10 protein-coding genes are annotated in these 21,020 nt (G+C 35.0%); all 10 read left to right on the top strand.

Features of this window, described 5'->3' with window-relative positions; translation table 11 throughout:
* The first annotated feature begins 6 nt into the window (after nucleotides 1–6).
* Nucleotides 7–1,965: a RagB/SusD family nutrient uptake outer membrane protein gene (locus VP395_RS05710; protein ID WP_346240786.1), complete on the top strand. Its 1,959-nt coding sequence runs from the start codon at nucleotides 7–9 to the stop codon at nucleotides 1,963–1,965.
* A 95-nt stretch (nucleotides 1,966–2,060) separates the two neighbouring features.
* Complete coding sequence (locus VP395_RS05715) at nucleotides 2,061–3,584, top strand: rhamnogalacturonan acetylesterase (RefSeq protein WP_346240787.1); 1,524 nt, start codon at nucleotides 2,061–2,063, stop codon at nucleotides 3,582–3,584.
* Nucleotides 3,585–3,887: 303 nt separating this feature from the next.
* On the top strand, nucleotides 3,888–6,122 hold the full coding sequence (locus tag VP395_RS05720) for a fasciclin domain-containing protein (RefSeq protein WP_346240788.1): 2,235 nt from the start codon (nucleotides 3,888–3,890) through the stop codon (nucleotides 6,120–6,122).
* 55 nt (nucleotides 6,123–6,177) lie between these two features.
* A complete protein-coding gene (locus VP395_RS05725) occupies nucleotides 6,178–9,396 on the top strand; it encodes a SusC/RagA family TonB-linked outer membrane protein (protein ID WP_346240789.1) in 3,219 nt (1,072 codons plus the stop codon).
* A gap of 18 nt (nucleotides 9,397–9,414) precedes the next feature.
* A complete protein-coding gene (locus tag VP395_RS05730; RefSeq protein WP_346240790.1) occupies nucleotides 9,415–10,908 on the top strand; it encodes a RagB/SusD family nutrient uptake outer membrane protein in 1,494 nt (497 codons plus the stop codon).
* 11 nt (nucleotides 10,909–10,919) lie between these two features.
* Nucleotides 10,920–12,608, top strand: a complete 1,689-nt coding sequence (locus tag VP395_RS05735; RefSeq protein WP_346240791.1) for a fasciclin domain-containing protein — start codon at nucleotides 10,920–10,922, stop codon at nucleotides 12,606–12,608.
* A 47-nt stretch (nucleotides 12,609–12,655) separates the two neighbouring features.
* On the top strand, nucleotides 12,656–14,107 hold the full coding sequence (locus VP395_RS05740; protein WP_346240792.1) for a fasciclin domain-containing protein: 1,452 nt from the start codon (nucleotides 12,656–12,658) through the stop codon (nucleotides 14,105–14,107).
* Nucleotides 14,108–14,128: 21 nt separating this feature from the next.
* Nucleotides 14,129–17,290, top strand: coding sequence for a SusC/RagA family TonB-linked outer membrane protein (locus VP395_RS05745; protein ID WP_346240793.1), 3,162 nt, complete (start codon nucleotides 14,129–14,131; stop codon nucleotides 17,288–17,290).
* 36 nt (nucleotides 17,291–17,326) lie between these two features.
* Nucleotides 17,327–19,078, top strand: coding sequence for a RagB/SusD family nutrient uptake outer membrane protein (locus VP395_RS05750; RefSeq protein WP_346240794.1), 1,752 nt, complete (start codon nucleotides 17,327–17,329; stop codon nucleotides 19,076–19,078).
* Between the two features lie 270 nt (nucleotides 19,079–19,348).
* Nucleotides 19,349–20,965, top strand: coding sequence for a right-handed parallel beta-helix repeat-containing protein (locus VP395_RS05755; RefSeq protein WP_346240795.1), 1,617 nt, complete (start codon nucleotides 19,349–19,351; stop codon nucleotides 20,963–20,965).
* Nucleotides 20,966–21,020: the final 55 nt, after the last annotated feature.

Consider the following 21,020-nt stretch of genomic DNA (forward strand, 5'->3'; position numbering starts at 1 on the left):
CAAATCATGAAAAAATATAAATCATTATATATAAATTTAGTGCTAGTTGCATCATTAGGGCTTAGCACATCATGTAATCAAGATTTTCTTGAAGAAAATTTAACTACAGCATATAGCAAAGCCTACTATGATACAGAACAAGGCATACTAGACTTAGCTGTTGGCACTTACTATCAAGTATTTGCTTTAGATATGAATAGAGAAGTTCCATTAACTGCAAATGAATCTGGAACAGATGAATTTCGTCTTGGAGGCGACCCTTCAAACAGATTATGGAATTCTTACGAAGCTGGTTTTGGATCGTTTGTAACCGTATCAAACTCAAATACCGTAGCTGCGGAAACAAATTGGAACAATTTATACATAGGTATTGGTAACGCTAATCAATTAATTCAGTCAGCTACTAACATAGTTTCAACCAATGATGCTATTAAAAAAGTAGCTTTAGGTGAAGGCTACTTTATGAGAGCCTATAATTATTTGAAATTAGTAAGACAATATGGTGGCGTACCTCTAAAATTAACTGTTAGTAATACGGTAGAATTAGAATACACCAGAGCAACTCCTCAAGAAATATATAGTCAGATTGTTGACGATTTTACGCAGGCTTATAATTTATTAAGCAATACAGGAGGACCTAATAAAATTACAAAAGATGCTGTTGCTCATTATTTAGCAAAAACCTATTTATCTAGGGCCAGTGAAATTAATGATGCGTGGAACTCTGCAACAAAAGCAGCAGATTTGCAACAAGTAGTTACATTAGCAGACGATGTGATATCTCGCCATCCATTAGCACCAAACTACGTTAATTTATGGGACTTTAAAGCAGCAAATGGTGCTAATGAAAAACTGTCTGAAATAATACTATCTGCCGATTTTAATTCAAACCAATTAACTACGGGTGGTAACCAACAACATTTGTATTTTATTTCTACCTACGATCAATTACCACAAATGATTCGTAATACATCAGGTGGCAGACCATTTAGCCGTTTAGCACCAACGTACTTTACTTTTGATGTTTTTGATAAAGTAAACGATTCTCGTTTCTGGAAAAGTTTCCAAACAAAAGCTGCGGTAAATAATAAATCGGGAAATTATTATGTTAATGGTGACTTAGGTTTTATGTATATTATCAACACCCCTTCAGATACGCGTTTTCCACTTACCAGAAATGATAATACTATAGTTTACTCAAAGACAGGAAAAACAATACCTACAGTATTTGTTGCCTATGCTGGTGATTCATTTATAAATAATAGAAATGGTTTATCGAGTGATGTAAGATTCCCTTCATTAAGTAAGCATATGGACGGATCAAGACTTGATTTTAATAATACTAAAGGTAGTCGCGATGCCATTTTAGCTCGTTCAGCTGATACCTATTTATTTGCTGCCGAAGCTAAAGTTAGATTAGCAAAATTAGGAACGGGTTCTTATAGTGATGCATTAACTTACATAAACACTGTTCGTAATCGTGCTACTTACAAATCGGGAGAAGACCGTGCAGCTTACACTGATGGATCTGCTGCTTGGACTGCTGCTGGACAAGGCACAAGAGCTGTATCATTCATGCCTGAAAACTCATACTACGAGTCTAATAACATTGCTGTAACTACTGCATCCACAAGCTTAAACATTACAAGCATCAACCCACTACCAGCTGCTGATGAAGCTGTTATAACTAAACTTGGCTATACCTCGGACTATGACCGCATGCTTTGTTTAGTTTTAAATGAACGCGTTAGAGAACTTTGTGGTGAATTTCACCGTTGGGAAGACTTAAGTAGAACAAAAACATTAGTAGCAAGAGCTAAGGCGTACAATATAGATGCTGAGCCAAATATTAAAGATTTCCACATTTTAAGAGCGCTTCCACAGCAATTCCTTGATGCCGTTTTTAAAGATGGGCGCCCTTTAACTGCTGCGGAAAAAACAGCAATGCAAAACCCTGGATACTAATCCAACTTGCTAAAAAATTAAAAAAATGGAGGTAAATTACCTCCATTTTTTTTTTATAAATTTACAATTCTTTAAAAATTGATTAAAATATCACCATGAAAAATTTAAAATTTCTAGTATTATTTTGCCTTTCAACTATATTAATAAATTGCAAATCTGCCACAACATCAACTTCCCAAGAAGTAAAAACACCAACAGTTTACACGGTTGGGGATTCAACCGTAAAAAATGGTCGTGGTGATGGTTCTGGTGGTCTTTGGGGTTGGGGCGATTTTATTGGTCAGTTTTTAGACAGTACTAAAGTTTCATTGGAAAATCATGCCTTAGGTGGCACGAGTAGCAGAACCTATCAAAATTTAGGTTTATGGGATGCCGTAAACAACAAACTAAAAGCAGGTGATTATGTTTTAATTCAATTTGGCCACAATGACAATGGACCGGTTAATGATACTATTAGAGCCAGAGGCACCATTAAAGGTATTGGAAATGAAACCGAGGAAATAGATAACCTAATTACCAAAAAACATGAAATAGTACATAGCTATGGTTGGTATATTGAAAAAATTGTAAAAGACGCCAAATCAAAAGGTGCCATTCCCATAATAATGTCTCCTATACCAAGAAACGATTGGAAAGAAGGCAAAGTGCCAAGAAACAATACCTCGTATGGTTTGTGGGCTAAACAAATAGCAAAAAGAAACAATGTTACTTTTATTGATTTAAATGATAGAATGGCTTCCAAATTAGAACACTTTGGAGAAGAAAAAGTTACAGGTACTTATTTTTACAAACGCGACCATACCCATACATCTGCAAGAGGAGCTTTAATGGCTGCTTCTATTATAATTAATGAGTTAAAAACAACTACTAATTCACTTAAAGATTATATTGCTTCCAACCCACAATTAGAGCTTCCTAAAAAGAAAAGCATTTTTTTAATTGGCGATTCTACCATGGCAAGCAGCAGCAACCAAAATGCAATTGGTTGGGGCGTTCCGTTTCCACAATTTTGCGACACAACTCAGGTAAATGTTATTAATAAGGCCCGTGGTGGTAGAAGCTCAAGAACTTTTATTTATGAAGGCTTATGGGAGGCTGCTAAAAAAGAATTCCAACCGGACGATTTTGTATTCATTCAGTTTGGACATAACGATGCTGGAAATATTGATAAAGCCAAATACCGTGGTTCTTTAAAAGGTATTGGAGATGAAACACAAACTGTTGTTAGAGATAGTAGCATTACTGAAACCGTGCATACTTATGGATGGTACATGAAAAGAATGATTCAAGAAACTAAAGAGCAAGGTGCTGTTCCTATAATTTTAAGCTTAACACCTCGCAATGAATGGCCTAAAGGACATGTAGAAAGAAGAACAGAAACCTATGTTAAATGGGCTAAAGAGGTTGCCATTGCCGAAGATGTCTTTTACATAGACGTAAACGATATAGTAGCCAAAGCATACGAAACTTTAGGAAAAGACAAGGTAAAGGACTTCTTTCCCCAAGACCATACACATACTAATTTGGAAGGGGCTACTTTTACCGCCTTTGCTATTGCTGAAACACTTAAAAATTCGAAAGAAATAGGATTAAGAGGATTTATTAATTTAAACAAATAATTAAACATAATATTCTGAAAACTGTTTAGCTTATAAGTATCATAATACCAATTGTATAAAAAATTAAAAGACACCTGAGGTTACCCATACTTATAACCACCACTAAAAAGTGTTACTTTTACACTAAAAAAGATTTAATTTTTAAAAAAAAATACCAAAACAGGATAGTACAGGATAGAAACCGTAATACATAACAATATTTTTGATATGTTAACAATTTCATAAAAATGTTAAAAAACAACCTATGCCTTTAACATTTTTTCAATCAACTAATAAATTAACAACTTTATAAGTCAACCCATAATGAAGAAAAAAATACTCTACTATTTACTTTTCTTACCTCTTATATCATTTCTTACTAGTTGTAGTAGTAAAGAGGAATTTGATAAGTATTATTCAAGACCAGACGATCTTGAGGCTCCAATCTATCAACAATTGGAGGCTCGTGGCAATTTTAATAACCTAACAGCCCTTATTGAAAAAGCTGGATACAAAGACATTTTAAGTAAAGCTGGTTATTGGACCATGATGGCTCCTAATGATGAAGCATTTACCAATTTTTTCCAAGAAAAGGGCATTGCAAATGTATCGAGCATAGATTCTATAACTGCTGCTAAAATTGTTAGATATGCGCTTATCTACAATGCATTTCGTACTGAAAGGCTATCAGACTATCAATCTCGTACAGGATGGGAAGAAGATAATGCTTTTAGACGTAGAACTGCCTATTATGATGGTTTTCAAACCAAAACCGTGAATGGAAATTCGATTGTTGTAGCAGGTTCTAATAGAAACAATACACCAGGTGGTGATTACTACATCCCTGGAGATAACAACAATAAATATTTAACTTATTTTGTACAGGAATATATGGATGCCCTAGGGTTGAGTGCATACGATTATAACTATTTCTACCCTAATTCAACTTATACTGGATTTAATGTTCTTGAAGGAAAAACTGTAGAAGCAGACATTGTAGCAGAAAATGGAATTATACATGAGGTAGACAAGGTCTCTCTCCCATTAATCAATTTAGATCAAAAACTTGAAGAAAGCTCTAACTACAGTCTTTTTAGAAGTTTATTGGAAACAAATTTGGTTAATTATATTTTCGACCAAGATGCTACCACTACCTATCAAAACTTCACAAGAAAAACAGATAAAGCTTATGTAAAAGTATACGATCCGGCACTGTTCTTTTCTCCAAATAACGAAAACTACATTAAAGAGTCTGATAATGATGGGCAAAATGATGCTTACACTATGTTTGCACCAGAAAACACAGTGCTTCAAAAATTTATTGATGATATCCTGCTAAAAAATTATTCCGCCTTAGATAAATTACCAAAATATGTGTTTGAAGACTTCTTTAATGCTCATATGGTTAAAAATGCCGTTTGGCCTTCTCTAATAGCAACATACAGCAATGGTTTGGATGAAGACATCCGAATTGACATAGCTACTGATATAAATGAGGCTGAAGTATTAAGTAACGGTTTCTTTTACGGCACAAACAAAGTGCAAGAGTCAAATCTATTCTTTAGTGTTTATACCTCAGCATACTTAGACCCTAAATTCACTTTAGCTACCAGACTTTACAATGATGGTTCAGGGTATCGCGAAATAATAAGCAACCTTTCAGGTAAGTACACCTTGTTTTTACCTTCTGATGAGGTTCTACTTAACCTTGGTTTTGATTACAACATTAACCGCAGTGAATGGGTTTATACCTCACCTGCTACTGGCACTACAGTTGCTGGAACCTTAGCAAGAACACGCCTATTACGCGTACTATATAACGGAATTATTCCTACACCTAACGATGAGTTAAATAACTTGTCTGGTTCTGGTATCATACGCTCAGGAGATTTTGATTTAGCTGGAGAATATATTAAATGGGAAAACAATCAAGTATTTGCTGCAGGAAATGAAGTTTTAGGAAACCGTGTGAACATTTTAGGGTATGAAGACCAAAGGAATGGTAGAACGTATTATGTAGACAATATTCTTGAATTTAGTGAGCAATTTCAAGGAACCGATATATTTGACCTTGCTGTACAAAATACCCAATTTCAATCATTTGTTCGTTTAATGCTTGGTTCAGGTTTGCTTGACCGCACCGCTGGAACTATTGTAGGAGTAGAATTAGGTACATCATACACCTTTGTTATTCCTAATAACGCAGCTATTCAACAAGCCACTAGAGACGGTGTTATACCTGGAAATACTACTACCGGCGTCCCTAACTACACTCCAACGGCTCAACAAGATATAGACAAATTACAAGACTTTATCAGGTATCACATATTAGCAACTCGTACAGCATCTGACGATGGGCTGATTAATGGCCAAACGGAAACTTTACGCAAAAACGGATTAGGTGAAAAAACATATGTTAATATCATTAGTGCCCCAGGAGAACTAACATTTGTAGATTCACAAAACAGATTATCAAATTATATAAAAAGCGCCAGCAATAACCTAGCCGATCGCTCACTAGTACATTTAGTTGATAATTATCTTTTATATACAGAATAAAATGAAATATAATATTACCCACTTTTTTTACTGTTTTTCATTTGTCTTAATCACTATGACATCTTTACAGCTTTCAGCTCAAGAATCTAATATTATTAGAGGTCAGATATTCGATGAAAACAAAGAACCCCTTGCTGGTGCAACCGTAATAGAACAAGATGCAGAAAAACGTACTATCACTGGTGTTATAACCGATTTTGATGGAAATTTTGCTATTCGTGTAAAAAATACCAAAAATCAGCTGGTAATTTCAACCATAGGTTATAAAACAAAAACCATCACTATTGGCAATCAAAGAAACTTCACTTTTAACATGGAGGTTTCCATTGAAGGCTTAGATGAAATTGTTATTAGCGCAACCAAAACTGCTGACGATGGCTTATTAAGTATTGCAGAGCGTAATTTAACTACAAGTGTTGTTACCATTCAAGCTAAAGACCTTGAAAATACACAAGCAGCCTCTATTGATGAAGCACTTCAAGGTAGGCTACCAGGAGTTGATATTACAGCAACTTCTGGCGATCCTGGAGCTGGTATGCAAATACGAATTCGAGGAACTTCTTCTATTACAGGATCATCAGACCCTTTGGTGGTGGTAGATGGGATGCCTTACGAAACATCCATTCCTGAAGATTTTAACTTCGGTTCTGCAGATGAACAGGGTTATGCCGCACTTTTAAACGTAGCACCTTCCGATATTGAAAGTATTACCATTTTAAAAGACGCCGCTGCAACCGCTATGTGGGGTGCACGTGCCGCTAGTGGGGTATTGATTATTAACACCAAAAGAGGAGCAGTAGGTGCGCCAAAAATTGGGTATAGCTACACAGGCACCATGTCTAAGCTTCCGCGCACTATTCCTATGTTAAGCGGTGATCAATATTCTCAATTAATTCCTGAAGAATTTATGAATCGTAACGGAACGCCTCTTAACACACTTACAGTTAAAGAATTTCAGTATGATCCACAGGAAGTATATTGGTATAAAAATTATGGTAATAATACCAATTGGGTAGATGCCATTTCTCAAACAGGTATTACTGGCGAACATAACATCTCTTTACAAGGTGGTGGCGAAAAAGCGCGTTATTTTACCTCTCTTGGATATTACAATTCTAAAGGTGTAACAAAAGGTACTGGCTTCGACCGTATTAATGGGCGTCTTAACTTAGATTATATCGTTTCTGATAGAATTCGTTTTAAAGCAGACATATCTTATACAAATACAAATACACAACGTAATTATGTAAATGGCACTGGAAGTGGTGATCGTGTTAGAAGCGTAGCTTATTCTAAAATGCCGAACATGAGTATATATGAATATGATGACTTAGGAGACTTAACACCAAATTATTTCTCGCCAGCGCAAAATATCCAAGGAGGTTACTCCCGTACTTACAACCCTGTTGCCTTAGCAGAATATGCTTCAAATGAACAAACAGGTCATCGTATCGTGCCTCACTTTAATTTAAAAGTAGATTTAATTCCTAATAGATTAATTTCAACATTCGACCTTCAGTTTGACTTTAACAGTACTAAAGCCAAAGCATTTTTACCACAAAATGCTACTGGAAGACCGTTTACTGAAACTGTTGTAAACCAAGCTTCAGATGCTGATGTGGATGCTACTAGTGTAACTTCTAAAACCAATTTCATTTATACCCCAGATATTGGAGAAAAACACAACATTCAAACCATATTATCGTTACAATCAAGCGATTATAGATATGAGTCGCATCAAGTGCTTACCTCAAATACAGCATCTGTATTCTTAACAGATCCTTCTGTACCTTCAAGAACACAAAATTCTGAGTTAAGGTTGTACAATAACAACAGTCAATCGCGTAGTGTTGCAGCATTAATTAACACACAATACAGTTTATTGGATCGTTACATTGTAAATGTTGGACTTCGTGGTGATGGAAATTCAAAATTTGGTCCAGATAACCGATATGCTTTATTCCCTTCTGTTTCTGCAAGATGGAGAGTTTCTGGAGAACCGTTTATGGAAAAATTTGATTTTGTAGATGACTTCAGTTTTCGTGCTAGTTTAGGGCAATCTGGTAGAGCGCCTCGTTATGACTATCGTTACTTTAACGTTTACGGAAACTTTAACTCGGAATATTTGGGGTACAATGGTGTATATCCACAAAATATGGAGTTGAGTAACTTAAGATGGGAAACCTTAACAGGTAAAAATTTAGGTATCAACTTACAATTATTTGACAAACGTGTTATACTAGATGTAGATCTTTACAAAAACCGAACTAAAGACCTTCTTTTTCAAAATTTAAATGTAACTACCGTTTCGGGATACTCTGATATTTCCGATCAAAACGTAGGAACTCTTGATAACCAAGGATGGGAAGTAGGGCTATACACCACGCCCTATAAATCTGATAAATGGCGCGTTGATTTCAACTTTAACATCTCTAGAAATGAAAATGTAATTCGTGAAATCTCTGAATTCTATCCAAGTGAGAGTGGTTTTGTTGACCGTAACGGCCAGTTTAAGCGTTTCCTTCAAACAGACAATCCGTTTGGTTCATTTTATGGATACAGATTTAAAGGTGTATATCCAGATTTAGCCTCTACGCAAACCAAAGACGCTAATGGCAATGTTATTACAGGTCCTAATGGACAAATTGTTTATATGCGTTTTAATTACCCAAATACAGACTATTTGTTTCAACCTGGGGATGCCATCTATGAAGACGTTAATAAAGACGGTAATATAGATAGCCGTGATGTGGTATACCTTGGTAACAGTAACCCTAAATTTTCAGGAGGATTTGGACCTTCAATCACCTTTAACAAACAGTTTAAACTATTACTTTTCTTTACTTATCGTTTAAATTATGATATTGTAAATGGTACAGATATGTTAACAACAAATATGTACTCATACGATAATCAAAGTACCGCCACACTATCTCGCTGGAGAAACCCTGGAGATGTAACAAATATGCCACGTGCTGTTTATGGTGCGGCATACAACTGGCTTGGGTCTGACAGATATGTTGAAGATGCATCGTTCTTAAGATTTAGATCTGCAACCTTTAGCTACCAATTTAACAAAGATTTTCTAAAAAGTTTAAAGCTTGAAGATTTAAATATTTATTTCACAGCAGATAACATTTTAACTTTTACCAAGTACCGTGGTCAAGATCCTGAAGTAAATATGCGAGGAGGAGATCCTTTCGGAATAGCTATAGACTATTCTAGAACGCCTCCTACCCGTCGTTTTACAATAGGCCTTAGAACCAGATTTTAATATTAAACTATTTGACACATGCGAACTAAAATTATATACATAATAGCTATTTTTATAGCAACACTAAATTTATCTTGTGATAGCTATTTAGATTTAAAACCTGAAGATGGTACCATACGCGAGGAATTTTGGAAAACAAAAGAAGATGTTCGAGCAGCAGTAATAGGCATCTATTCTGCCATGCTAACCACACCTCCTTCAGAAAGTGACCTTACCCTTTCAGAATATATTTTTATGTATGGAGAGCTAAGAGGAGACATGGTAAGTCCTGGAGGATTCATGTCCGATGATCAAGTTGATATGATTACTTCAAATATTTTGCCTTCAAATGATCTTACTACTTGGTCGCAGTTTTACCGTATCATTAATTATTGTAATACCGTTATAGATTTGGCACCAGGTGTTTTAGCAAATGACCCTACACTTACCCAAACACAACTTAACAATTATTTATCTGAAGTTTTAGCAATTAGAGCTTATCTATATTTTACATTAGCCCGATCTTTTAAAGATGTTCCCTTAAAACTAACAGCAACACTTTCAGATCAAGACAATTTTCAAATACCAACAACCCCACAAGCTGATGTTTTTAAACAAGTAGTTATAGACCTAACCAAAGCAGAGGGTTTTGCAATAGAAGATTATGGTACTAATGCAGAAAACAAAGGGCGTGTAACAAAGCACACCATCAATGCGATGTTAACCGATGTTTATTTGTGGCAAGAAAATTATGAAGCTGCTTTAGTAACCGCTGATAAAGTAATAAATTCTGGAGATTTCGCACTAATAGATGGCAGTTTACAATGGTTTACAACGGTTTTTGCAAGAGGAAATTCAACCGAAAGCATATTTGAGCTTCAATATACCACTCAAAACCTAAATCCGTTTTACTCTATATTTTTGCAACGCCCACAATATCTAGCTGCACCCGCAGTACTTGAAGGTGTTTTTGGTATTGACTTTGAAGACGCTCTAAACAAAGACTTTCGTGGTGAAAGAGCATCTCTAGTACCTGGAACTAATGAAATTTATAAGTATACGGGACTAAACCAAGAGCAACGTAAATCTTTACAAGAATCAGATACACATTGGTTTGTTTACCGTTATGCAGATGTATTATTAATGAAAGCTGAAGCCCTTAACGAATTGAGTAGAGGTGAAGAATCTTTAGCTATTGTCGATTTAATTCGCGAAAAACGTAATGCCATTAATGAAACCGCTCAACAACTATCTTTTGAAGATAAAGATGGTATTAGATTATACATTCTTGCAGAACGCTCAAGAGAATTTGCTTTTGAAGGCAAACGCTGGTTTGACATTTTACGTAATTCACGTAAAGAAAATTATGCCTATCTAAATATCCTATTAGGCATAGCCCTGCAAAGTGCTCCTGCAAATCAACAACAAAGTATAACCACCAAATTAAAAGATTCTAATAGCCATTATCTGCCTATAAATGAAAATGAGTTATTTACTAACAAAGCACTTGTACAGAATCCGTTTTACAAATAAAAAATAAAGTCATGAAAAATTTATTTAATTTACACAATTTATTGAGACTTTCGCTTACAGTTGTTGTGACTATTTTTGTTCTAAACTGTACGTCTGAAAAATTTAAAGAGTCTACAGATGAGACTTTGAACATTACGGAATTTTTAAAAGCTAATAAAGCCGATTACTCGCTATTTTTAGAAATTTTAGAAATTACCGATTATGCTTCTTTTATGAATACGTATGGAACCTACACACTGTTCCTGCCAAGTAATGAAGCTGTTACAAAATTATTAAATGATTTAGGTGTCAATTCTGTTAAAGATGTACCATTAGAAGATCTTAAAGAATTAGCGAAACTTCATATTTTATCTGAAAGTGTTAACACAACATCCTTCACCGACGGTAAAATTGCAAGCCCAAGTTTACAAGGGCAATTCCTTATAACAGGAGCAACATTTTTAGATGGGGTATCAAGTATAACAGTCAATAAAGAAGCACGTATTTCTAACTCTAACATAATTGTTGGAAATGGTATTATACATGTTTTAGATAAAGTACTTCGCGTTGCAAACAAAACCTTAGCTAAAAGCATAGAAGAAGACACATCACTAAGTCTTTTTACTGAAGCTCTTAAAGTTACAGGTTGGTACGACAAGTTAAACCTTCCAGTTACCTACGACAAAGACAGTATTTCTAGCCACCTAAGTGTTCTTGTACAAACCGATGCCGTATTTCAAAACAGTGGTTTAAATACTATTGAAGATTTAAAAACCAAGTACAGCCATTTAAACGATCCAATGAACCCTTTGGATAGTCTTAATTTGTTTGTTGCTTATCGTATTTTACCAGGGCTAAATTATTTAGCCGACTTAGCAGTAACTCCTGCGGCACTAACAAAAGCACCTTTAGAGGTTATATCTTTTAAATTAGTTGCTGATAGTCTTTTAATAAACCAAGAAACCTTTAATGGCGTTTTAGAAAAAGGTGTAGAAATTAATCGTAGTAATAGTGATGTAACAGCCTCTAACGGTGTATTGCACTATGTTAAAGACAACTTTTTTATTAAAAAGAGATTCCCTCTACCCGTGTACTTTGATTTAGGTGACCAACCTGAAATCAGACAACTAAGCTCTGTTTTTAGAAAACCTGGTAATTTTGTTTCATTGAAAAAGAGTGAGCTTAGTGGTGTTGATTGGCCAGACGACCAATCATTAACATATTCTGCAGCATCCATTGGAGACGGTGCTTATCTTGATAGGGCTTGGCATGGAGATATTATAGAATTATTACGTTTTAGAAACGGATTTTTAGACCCTATTACTTTTACTACTCCTGTTATCATTAAAGGTAAATATAAAGTTTGGGTGTCTTACAGAACTAATGAAAGATCTTCACCAGCAACACAAGTTTCATTTAACGGTGAACCATTATCTAGAATGATTAATTTTAGAGAATATGGCAACACCACCGAGCCTGAACGTGTTTTAGAATCTCAAGGTTACAAAAGACATATAGAACCTTCTACAAACAGATTTAATTGCAGATTAGTTGGTATTGTAGATGTTCCAACTACCGGAAGACATAAATTAACATTTGAAGCTATTCAAGACAGTAGTAATGGTCAAACATGGCTAGATGTCGTAGAATTTAGGCCTATAGACATGGACCAATTATATCCTAAGTTTCAAGCAGGTGGAGATGGACTAATCTATCAATAAACAATTAAAATTAACAAAAAATAATAGTTAAACTTAATCCAGTAAGGATGATATCAATTAATACATACATAAAAGGCTTGGTTGCAAGTATTACTCTTGTTGCTGCAGTATCTTGCTCAGACCCTTGGGAAGACCGCAGTAACACGAATGACAATAACCTTAAACAGACCCTTAGCGAACGCATAAAGAACACCTCGGAAACTTCAGAGTTTGGGAAACTTTTAGCTGAAACTGGTTTTGATAATGAGTTGTCTAATTCGAAAACTTATACTGTTTGGGCTCCTACCAATGAAGCCATGGGGCAAGTTGATCCAGTTCTATTAAATGACTTAGCCAGCAAACGTTTATTTGTACAAAACCACATTGCGTTAACAGCTTTTTCATCGGTAAGCAAAAAAGATACCGTAACGGTACAAATGCTTTCAAACAAGTATTTAGAATTTAAAAATGGTACTGTAATGGCAGAAGCGAATGTTGTAACTGCAGACCAATATGCCGCAAATGGCTTGTTTCATATTATTAATAAAGCTTTAGAGCCAAAATCAAACATTTGGCAATATCTAAAAGGCAAAACAGGTAGCAATGCTATGAGTTCTTATTTATTGACTCTAAATGAATTTAACCTGTATAGATCTGATAGTATCGCTAAAGCAAACGAGTTTCATGAAATTTATGCAGACTCGCTTACAAATTCATATCTAACAAATGTTTATAACCTAAATAATGAGAAAAATAAATACACTTTTTTCTTATTACAAGATGATGCCTATAATAGTGAAGTTCAAAAATTAGAACCATATTTAACTAAGAGCAATACAGATTCTACTACCACTTATGCTAGCTATTTTACAGCTAGAGATTTTGCTTTTCATAAAGCGGTTGCACGTGAAAATCTACCAGATACGCTTACTTCCCGTTTTGGAGTTAAAGTGCCTATTAATAAAGCTAACATTGTAGAAGAGGTACAATTAAGCAATGGTATTGTTTATATAATGAGTTCTTTGGATGTACCACTTGAAACACGCTTACTTACAACTAAAATAGAAGGAGAAGTACCAACCGGCTTTAGTAGAAATGATAAACGTGCTAACACATTTTACAGAGAAAAAGAAGATTTAGATGGTGTGTTGTTATATGACATCATGGTTCAAAATCACGGGGTACCTTTATTTGCCATTAATTACAGTGCAAATAATCTATATAGCACCACTTACAAAGTGTACTGGAGAGCTATTAACGATATTCAGACAAACACCTTTCAACAAAGTTTACGATTTGGTGGCACAGTCATGCCCGACGGTACAGTATCCGATCCTATAGCGGAACTTCCCTATACAGATGTTCCACCAAATACATATGATGAAATTTTTATAGGAGAGTTTACTCTTAATGAATCAGGTAGGCTTGACCTTATTTCACTCATTGCCGCTAACACAGGAGTAAACGGTAATAACACGTTAAGCTTAGATTACTTAAAACTAGTTCCAGTAATTAAATAAATGTCTTTTAAACCAATTATTATGCTCAAAATATTGCAACTAACCAGTCTATTATGCATACTGTTATTCGGTGGGATTGACACGGGTCTATACGCTCAAAGTCTTTCAAAATCTACAACTGTAGGGTCCCAAACCAAAGAAGGTATCCAAATTAAAGGCATCATAAAAAATGCTGTAACTGGAAAAGGAATTTCAGGAATAAATATTACTGTAAAAGATTTTTCTGCTTCAATCTCTGCAGAAGATGGAACTTTTACCATAAATGTTCCGCACTTAAACAGTTTACTTATTGTAAGTGGTCAAGATTACCAAACTAAAGTTTTTCCTTTAAAAAACAAAAACACTGGATTAGAAATCACTCTTTTTGAGGCGAGTTATTCTCAGTTTTATCAAACCGCGAATTTACCTGAAAACAGCAAATTACAATATAACAACCCAAATGCAGCTCAAGTTGTAGACTTTGAAAAAGATCAGTGGAGCAACCCTGTAAACCAATCTATAGGCAACTTTTTACAAGGTCGTATTGCAGGGCTTAACAGTGTTGGAAAATCTGGTGTACCCGGAGCTGGAGCGTATTTAACTTTAAGAGGCTTCAATTCTCTTTACGCAACAAACAAACCTCTAATCATTTTAGACGGAATGATATACGATGATGAGGATTATGGCTCAGGCATTATACAATTCAATGGCACTTCCCCTCTTTCTATGTTAGACGTTAAGGATATTGAAGATGTTACTGTTTTAAAAGACGGATCTTCCTTATATGGTACAAAAGGTGCTAATGGTGTTATCATAATCACCACAACACGCCCTGTAGATTTGAGCACAAAAATTGATTTCACTATGTATGGTGGCATCAATCAAGATCCTCAGGAGTTACCAGTAATGAAATCGGGTGCGTATAGAACATATTTATCACAATTGTTGGCATCTAGGGGCGATACACAACAACAAATTGCAAATAGACCATGGATGCTTGATAATACCGATAGTGGTTCATATTATCAGTATCATAATGAGACAGACTGGCAAGACAAGGTGTTTAAAGCAAGTGAAAACCAAAGCTATTATTTAAAAATTAGAGGTGGTGACGATATTGCAAAGTACGGCATCTCTGTTGGCTACCTAAATAGTGAAGGTGTTGTAGGCAATACAAGTTTACAACGTTATAACACAAGACTTAATGCTGCTTTACGCTTAACGGAAAAACTTTCGGTTGACGCTAATCTATCGTTTATTTATAATACAGAAAACCAACTCGACCAAGGGCAAGCCTACAAAACCAGCCCGATGCATTTAGCACTTACAAAATCACCTTTTGTTGCAATAAACGCTATAAATGCTACTGGTGAAGTGTCGCCAAATTTAGCAGATGTAGATATTTTTAATGTTAGTAATCCTGTTGCCATCATCAACAATAGTATAGGGATTAATAAAAACTACCGTTTCTACGGAAATTTAAATTTCCAATATGATATAAATAAATCATTAAAAGCAAATCTATTAGTTGGCCTTACCTTAAACAAGGAACGCGAAAACTTTTTTATTCCAGATTTTGGAGTAGCCGATATTATACTACCCACAGCAATTGCAAAAAACCGTAGTGGTAGTGAAGTGCAACAATATTTTTCAATTTATACCCATGGTTATTTAACCTACAACAAAAGTATTGATTACAAGCACAATTTTAATGTAAAGGTTGGTTTGCGTACACAATCAAACGAATCTGAGAGCGATCTTGGTTTAGGTTTTAATTCTGCTACTGATGATTTTACCACTGTAAGTGCTGGAAGCAATTTATTAAGACAAGTAGGTGGTGCATTAGGTGAATGGAATTGGGTTAACAGCTATTTAAGCGCAGAATACAATTATGCAAATAAATATTACTTAACCATGAATACATCTTATGATGGGTCTAGCCGATTTGGAGAAGACATTAATTTTGCTGCATTAGGTTCTTTATCTGCTGCATGGCTAATCTCTTCTGAAGGTTTTATGAAAAACACAAGTGCCATAGACCTGCTTAAACTCCGTACAAGCATTGGGCTAAGTGGTAATGACGATATAGGAAACTATACCGCACAACAACTTTACGTTTCTCAAAACCTATTAGGTATTCAAGGCTTAGTTAGAGGAAATATTGGAAACCCAAAATTAAAATGGGAAACTGTACGTAAATTTAATTTAGGAGCTGATTTGGCTTTATTTAATGAACGTTTCAATGCATCAGTAGATGTTTACGAAAACAAAACCACAGATATGATTACCTACGAAACTATTAATACAACTAGTGGTTTTGACTATATAGTATCTAACAGTGGCTCTATGAAAACCAGTGGCGTTGAATTAGGGCTTAATAGTAGAATAGTAAACACGTCAGATATCAAATTTGATTTAGGTGTAAACTTAGCCCAATACAAAAATGAGGTTTTAGGAATTCCAAATAGCCGTATTCTTACTCAATTTGGTGGTGCTACGTATATAACCGATGAGGGGCAAGAAGCCAACTTATTCTTTGGCTATCAAGCTAATGGTGTTTATAGCACTACTGCCCAAGCCAACGCTGCAGGCTTATCTCGCCGTTTAGAAAATGGAAGCTTAATGCCTTTTGCTGGCGGTGATGTTATATTTGAAGATCTTAATGGGGATAACGTAATAGATGAAAACGACCGTAAAGTTATTGGTAATCCAAACCCAGATTTTACAGGAAGCATCAGTACCAGTTTCAGTTATAAACGATTAAGTATCTCTGGTCTTTTCAACTTTTCAGTAGGTAATGACTTATACAATGGTGTGCGTCAAAATCAAGAAAAAATGAGTGGCTATGAAAATCAAAGCAGAGCTATAGAAAACCGTTGGGTAGCCGAAGGGCAACAAACTTCAATACCAAAAGCTACCTGGGGAGATCCTTTAGGAAATGCTTCTTTTTCTAGCAGATGGATTGAAAACGGTTCATACTTAAGACTTAAAACACTTGTAGTGTCTTATGATATTGATGTAGATTCAAACTATATAAAATACATGAAACTTTATGCAAGTGGTAATAACCTATTTACATTAACAGATTACTTAGGTTTCGACCCTGAGTTTAGCGCTACTTCATCCATTTTTGGACAAGGAGCCGATATAGGTCTTATGCCCCAATTCATGACAGTACAAATAGGATTGCGCTTAGGACTATAATGCTTATAAAATTTTAGAGTTATAAAAATGAAAACAATGATCAAAAATATTAGGAACAATTACTTTTTAGGTGCCATAGGTGTTCTTTTCTGCTTAACTTCTTGCCAAAATTATGTTGAAGTTGATCCACAAGATAGATTAAATAGCGATCAAGTTTACCGCGATGTTTTTGATGCAGATGCGGCCGTAGTTGGTATTTATGGTAAGCTTATGGGACTTGCAGAAAAATATGTAGTCCTTAACGAATTAAGAGCAGATTTACTTAGCCCTACCATTAATGCGGGTTTAACCCTGCAAGAATTAAATGAGCATTCTGTAAGTATAAACAACCCTTATGCCAACCCTAAAGATTTTTATGAGGTAATAAATCTATGTAACGATGTCCTTAAAAACTTTAAGGCAATGGCTGAAGATAATAGAATAGATGTTGATGAATTTAATGAACGCTATTCTGATATAGGCACCCTGCGCAGCTGGCTTTATTTACAATTGGGTATGCATTACGGGCAAGTACCTTATATTACTGAGCCAATAGAAAACATTAATGATATACAAAACCTAAACCAGTACACCAGAATCCCTTTTAACCAATTAATAGATGAGTTGGTTAACTTTACTGAAAGTTTACCTTATACAAGTACTTATAGTGCAGGTAGTTCATTAGTAATTAATGTAGATGGCTACAATACTGCTAAATTTTTCATTAACAAAGAATGTGTTTTAGGAGACCTTCAATTATGGAAAGGGAATTATGTAGAAGCTGCAAGCCACTATAAAATGGCTATGGAAACAGGTACTGGAAGCGGTAACGATTCTGAACGTTTCGATACTTATAGAGTTAAATATGCCGAAATAGCTACCAATAATGATTTAGCTGTGGGTTATTTAAGATTCAGAGAACAAGACGCCAGATCGTTAGTTGATAATAACACCCAAGGTTGGAGATCTATTTTTGCGAGAGAAAAAGATGCTTTGTGGAACACAGAATGGGTTTGGTCTTTACCTTTTGATAGTGATTTTGCACCTAAAAACCCATTTATCGACCTATTTTCAAATCAAGGTGGTAAATATTTAGTAAAACCAGCGCAAAATGCTATTCATCTTTGGGATAATCAAGTACAACGAAATGGCTTTCCTTACGATGCAAGAGGACAAAAATTCTCTTACAACATGATTAACGGTCAACCAGTTATCATGAAATATCTATACCGCTATCTAAATTCAACAACTAAAACACCTATTGATTTATTTGTAAGGGATGGAGATTGGTTGCTTTATCGTGCAGCTAAACTTCATTTACGCTATGCTGAAGCAGCAAATCGTGATGGAGAACATAGATTGGCAAATGCCCTTTTAAATTTTGGTCTACAGGCTGAATATACCGTTAATGGAGAAACAGACGTCACTAATATTGAACAAACCAAACTTCCTTTCCCATATAATTTTGATGCTAGACAAGGTGATTTCCCTTATTTCCGTGGAGATTGGCATCGTAACGGCGGTGTGCGTGGGCGTGCCTATGTTCAAAGAGCAGAAGTAGTAGGAGACAGTTTAATTTCAATTGAAAACAACCTTATTAAAGAAGCAGCTTTAGAATTAGCATTTGAAGGTGACCGTTGGGGAGATTTAGTCCGTATTGCTCTCCGCCGTAATGACCCTGCTTTTCTAGCTGATAAAATTTATGATAAATTAGTTAAAGAAGGTAATCCCAAAGCCGATGAAGTACGCACCAAGTTGATGAACACCGCCAACTGGTATTTACCATTTAACTGGAGAAAAGAAGAGTAAAACACAGAACAGTCTTTTAATTTTTTAAACTGTTTTAAAGTTGATTTACAGCAATCTTAAACATATTGTTTTTGAAGCTTATCAATTCTGTAACTTTATAAATATACTTATTCAGATAGATTTTTAGACTAATAAATTAAAATTCATTAATTTAATTTTCTAAAAATCTATTTTTTTTACCTAAAAGAAAACGATTAAACACAAATAATTTATGAAGTAACACTTGGACTGTTCCATAATTATAAAAATCATTAACTAAAAAATAAAAGGATGCTAAAGAAATATTTAACTATTATTACTATTCTGTGTGTTAGCATATTTTCTAATGCAACAGATTATTATGTAGCGCCAGATGGTAACGATGCTAACAGCGGAGATATAAATAACCCTGTTGAATCTATAAAAAGAGCTCAACAATTAGCTAGTAGCGGTGACACAGTATACATACGTGGTGGGCTTTATACCATGAGAGTAGACCAAATAGCCCAGTATAGCAGTATTTGGGTTTACGTAACAAAGCTTGACAAAAATGGTATTAACTATTTTGCTTATCAAGATGAAAAACCCGTTTTTGATTACCAAAACATTAAACCCGCCAACTACCGTATTACCGCATTTTTCATAAATGGTAGCAACATACATATTAAAGGCATTGAAATCATTGGAGTACAAGTAACAATAACTACCCATACCCAATCTGAGTGTTTTGAAATTCAAGGTAGCAACAACACGCTAGAAAATATTAGCATGCACAATAATATGGCCATTGGTGTATACATTTTACGAGGGTCTAATAATTTAATACTAAACTGTGACGCTTACGAAAACTGGGATTCGGTTTCTCAAGGCGGTACTGGGGGTAACGTTGATGGTTTTGGCTGCCATGTTAGAAATGGAGATACTGGCAATGTTTTTAGAGGTTGCCGTGCATGGTTTAATAGCGATGATGGATTTGATTTAATCAATTCAGGCGAACCTGTTTTAATAGATCACTGCTGGGCATTTTATAATGGCTACTCAGTAGGGTTTGCTCCCCGTGGCGATGGTACCGGGTTTAAAGCTGGTGGTTATGGAAAAGGAGGCACTCCTTACAACGATATTATCTCAAGATATGCACCAATCCCAATGAATACTATTCAATTTTCTATAGCCGTGAGAAATAGGCTTAGAGGGTTTTATTCAAACCATCATTTGAATGGAAACAAGTGGTATAATAATACGGCCTATAAAAACCCCGTTAATTATAACATGCTTAATTGTAAAGCATTAAATCCTGCAGATTATGCTACCGATGTCCCTGGTTGGGATCACATCATGGCTAACAACCTTGGAGGTGGTGCAACTTTACAAGAGTTAACAGACATAGATAAACCACGGTGTATATTAAACAATAATTACTTTGATCTACCTGTAACCATTACTGGAAGCGATTTTATAAGTTTTGATGACACTTTATTAATGGCTTCTAGACAAGCTGATGGTAGTCTTCCTGATACAGATTTCATGAAATTAGCTCCGGACAGTGATCTTATTGATGCAGGTTATGATGTTGGATTTCCCTACAATGGTGCTGCACCAGATTTAGGCTATTCAGAATCCGCTACTTTAAGTTTAGATGATATTATAATTGAACAAGGTATGTATAACTATCCAAATCCGTTTTCAACAGAAACCAATGTAATCTTCAATTTAAAACATGCTTCTAAAATTGGAATTTCCATTTATAATTTAATGGGGGTGAAAGTATTTGATATCGCAGAAAAAGCATATTCTACTGGTAAAAATTCCATCATATTAAAGAGAAATAAGTTAGCGTCTGGCAATTATTTATTGACCCTAAAAGGAACTGATAGTCAAATAAATAGCAAACTAATTACCATTCAATAATAAATAATAAAACAAAGGTTATAAAAGTGATTTTTTTAATAGGAAAGCTACTTTT

It is taken from the genome of Mariniflexile soesokkakense (assembly GCF_039650365.1).
Classification (GTDB): Bacteria; Bacteroidota; Bacteroidia; order Flavobacteriales; family Flavobacteriaceae; genus Mariniflexile; species Mariniflexile soesokkakense.

What these genes read in the sequence shown, in the direction of transcription:
- VP395_RS05740 (WP_346240792.1), top strand. Translation starts at nt 12,656, where the DNA reads ATGATATCAATTAATACATACATAAAAGGCTTGGTTGCAAGTATTACT.
- VP395_RS05720 (WP_346240788.1), top strand. Translation starts at nt 3,888, where the DNA reads ATGAAGAAAAAAATACTCTACTATTTACTTTTCTTACCTCTTATATCA.
- VP395_RS05725 (WP_346240789.1), top strand. Translation starts at nt 6,178, where the DNA reads ATGACATCTTTACAGCTTTCAGCTCAAGAATCTAATATTATTAGAGGT.
- VP395_RS05730 (WP_346240790.1), top strand. Translation starts at nt 9,415, where the DNA reads ATGCGAACTAAAATTATATACATAATAGCTATTTTTATAGCAACACTA.
- VP395_RS05755 (WP_346240795.1), top strand. Translation starts at nt 19,349, where the DNA reads ATGCTAAAGAAATATTTAACTATTATTACTATTCTGTGTGTTAGCATA.
- VP395_RS05715 (WP_346240787.1), top strand. Translation starts at nt 2,061, where the DNA reads ATGAAAAATTTAAAATTTCTAGTATTATTTTGCCTTTCAACTATATTA.
- VP395_RS05750 (WP_346240794.1), top strand. Translation starts at nt 17,327, where the DNA reads ATGATCAAAAATATTAGGAACAATTACTTTTTAGGTGCCATAGGTGTT.
- VP395_RS05710 (WP_346240786.1), top strand. Translation starts at nt 7, where the DNA reads ATGAAAAAATATAAATCATTATATATAAATTTAGTGCTAGTTGCATCA.
- VP395_RS05745 (WP_346240793.1), top strand. Translation starts at nt 14,129, where the DNA reads ATGCTCAAAATATTGCAACTAACCAGTCTATTATGCATACTGTTATTC.
- VP395_RS05735 (WP_346240791.1), top strand. Translation starts at nt 10,920, where the DNA reads ATGAAAAATTTATTTAATTTACACAATTTATTGAGACTTTCGCTTACA.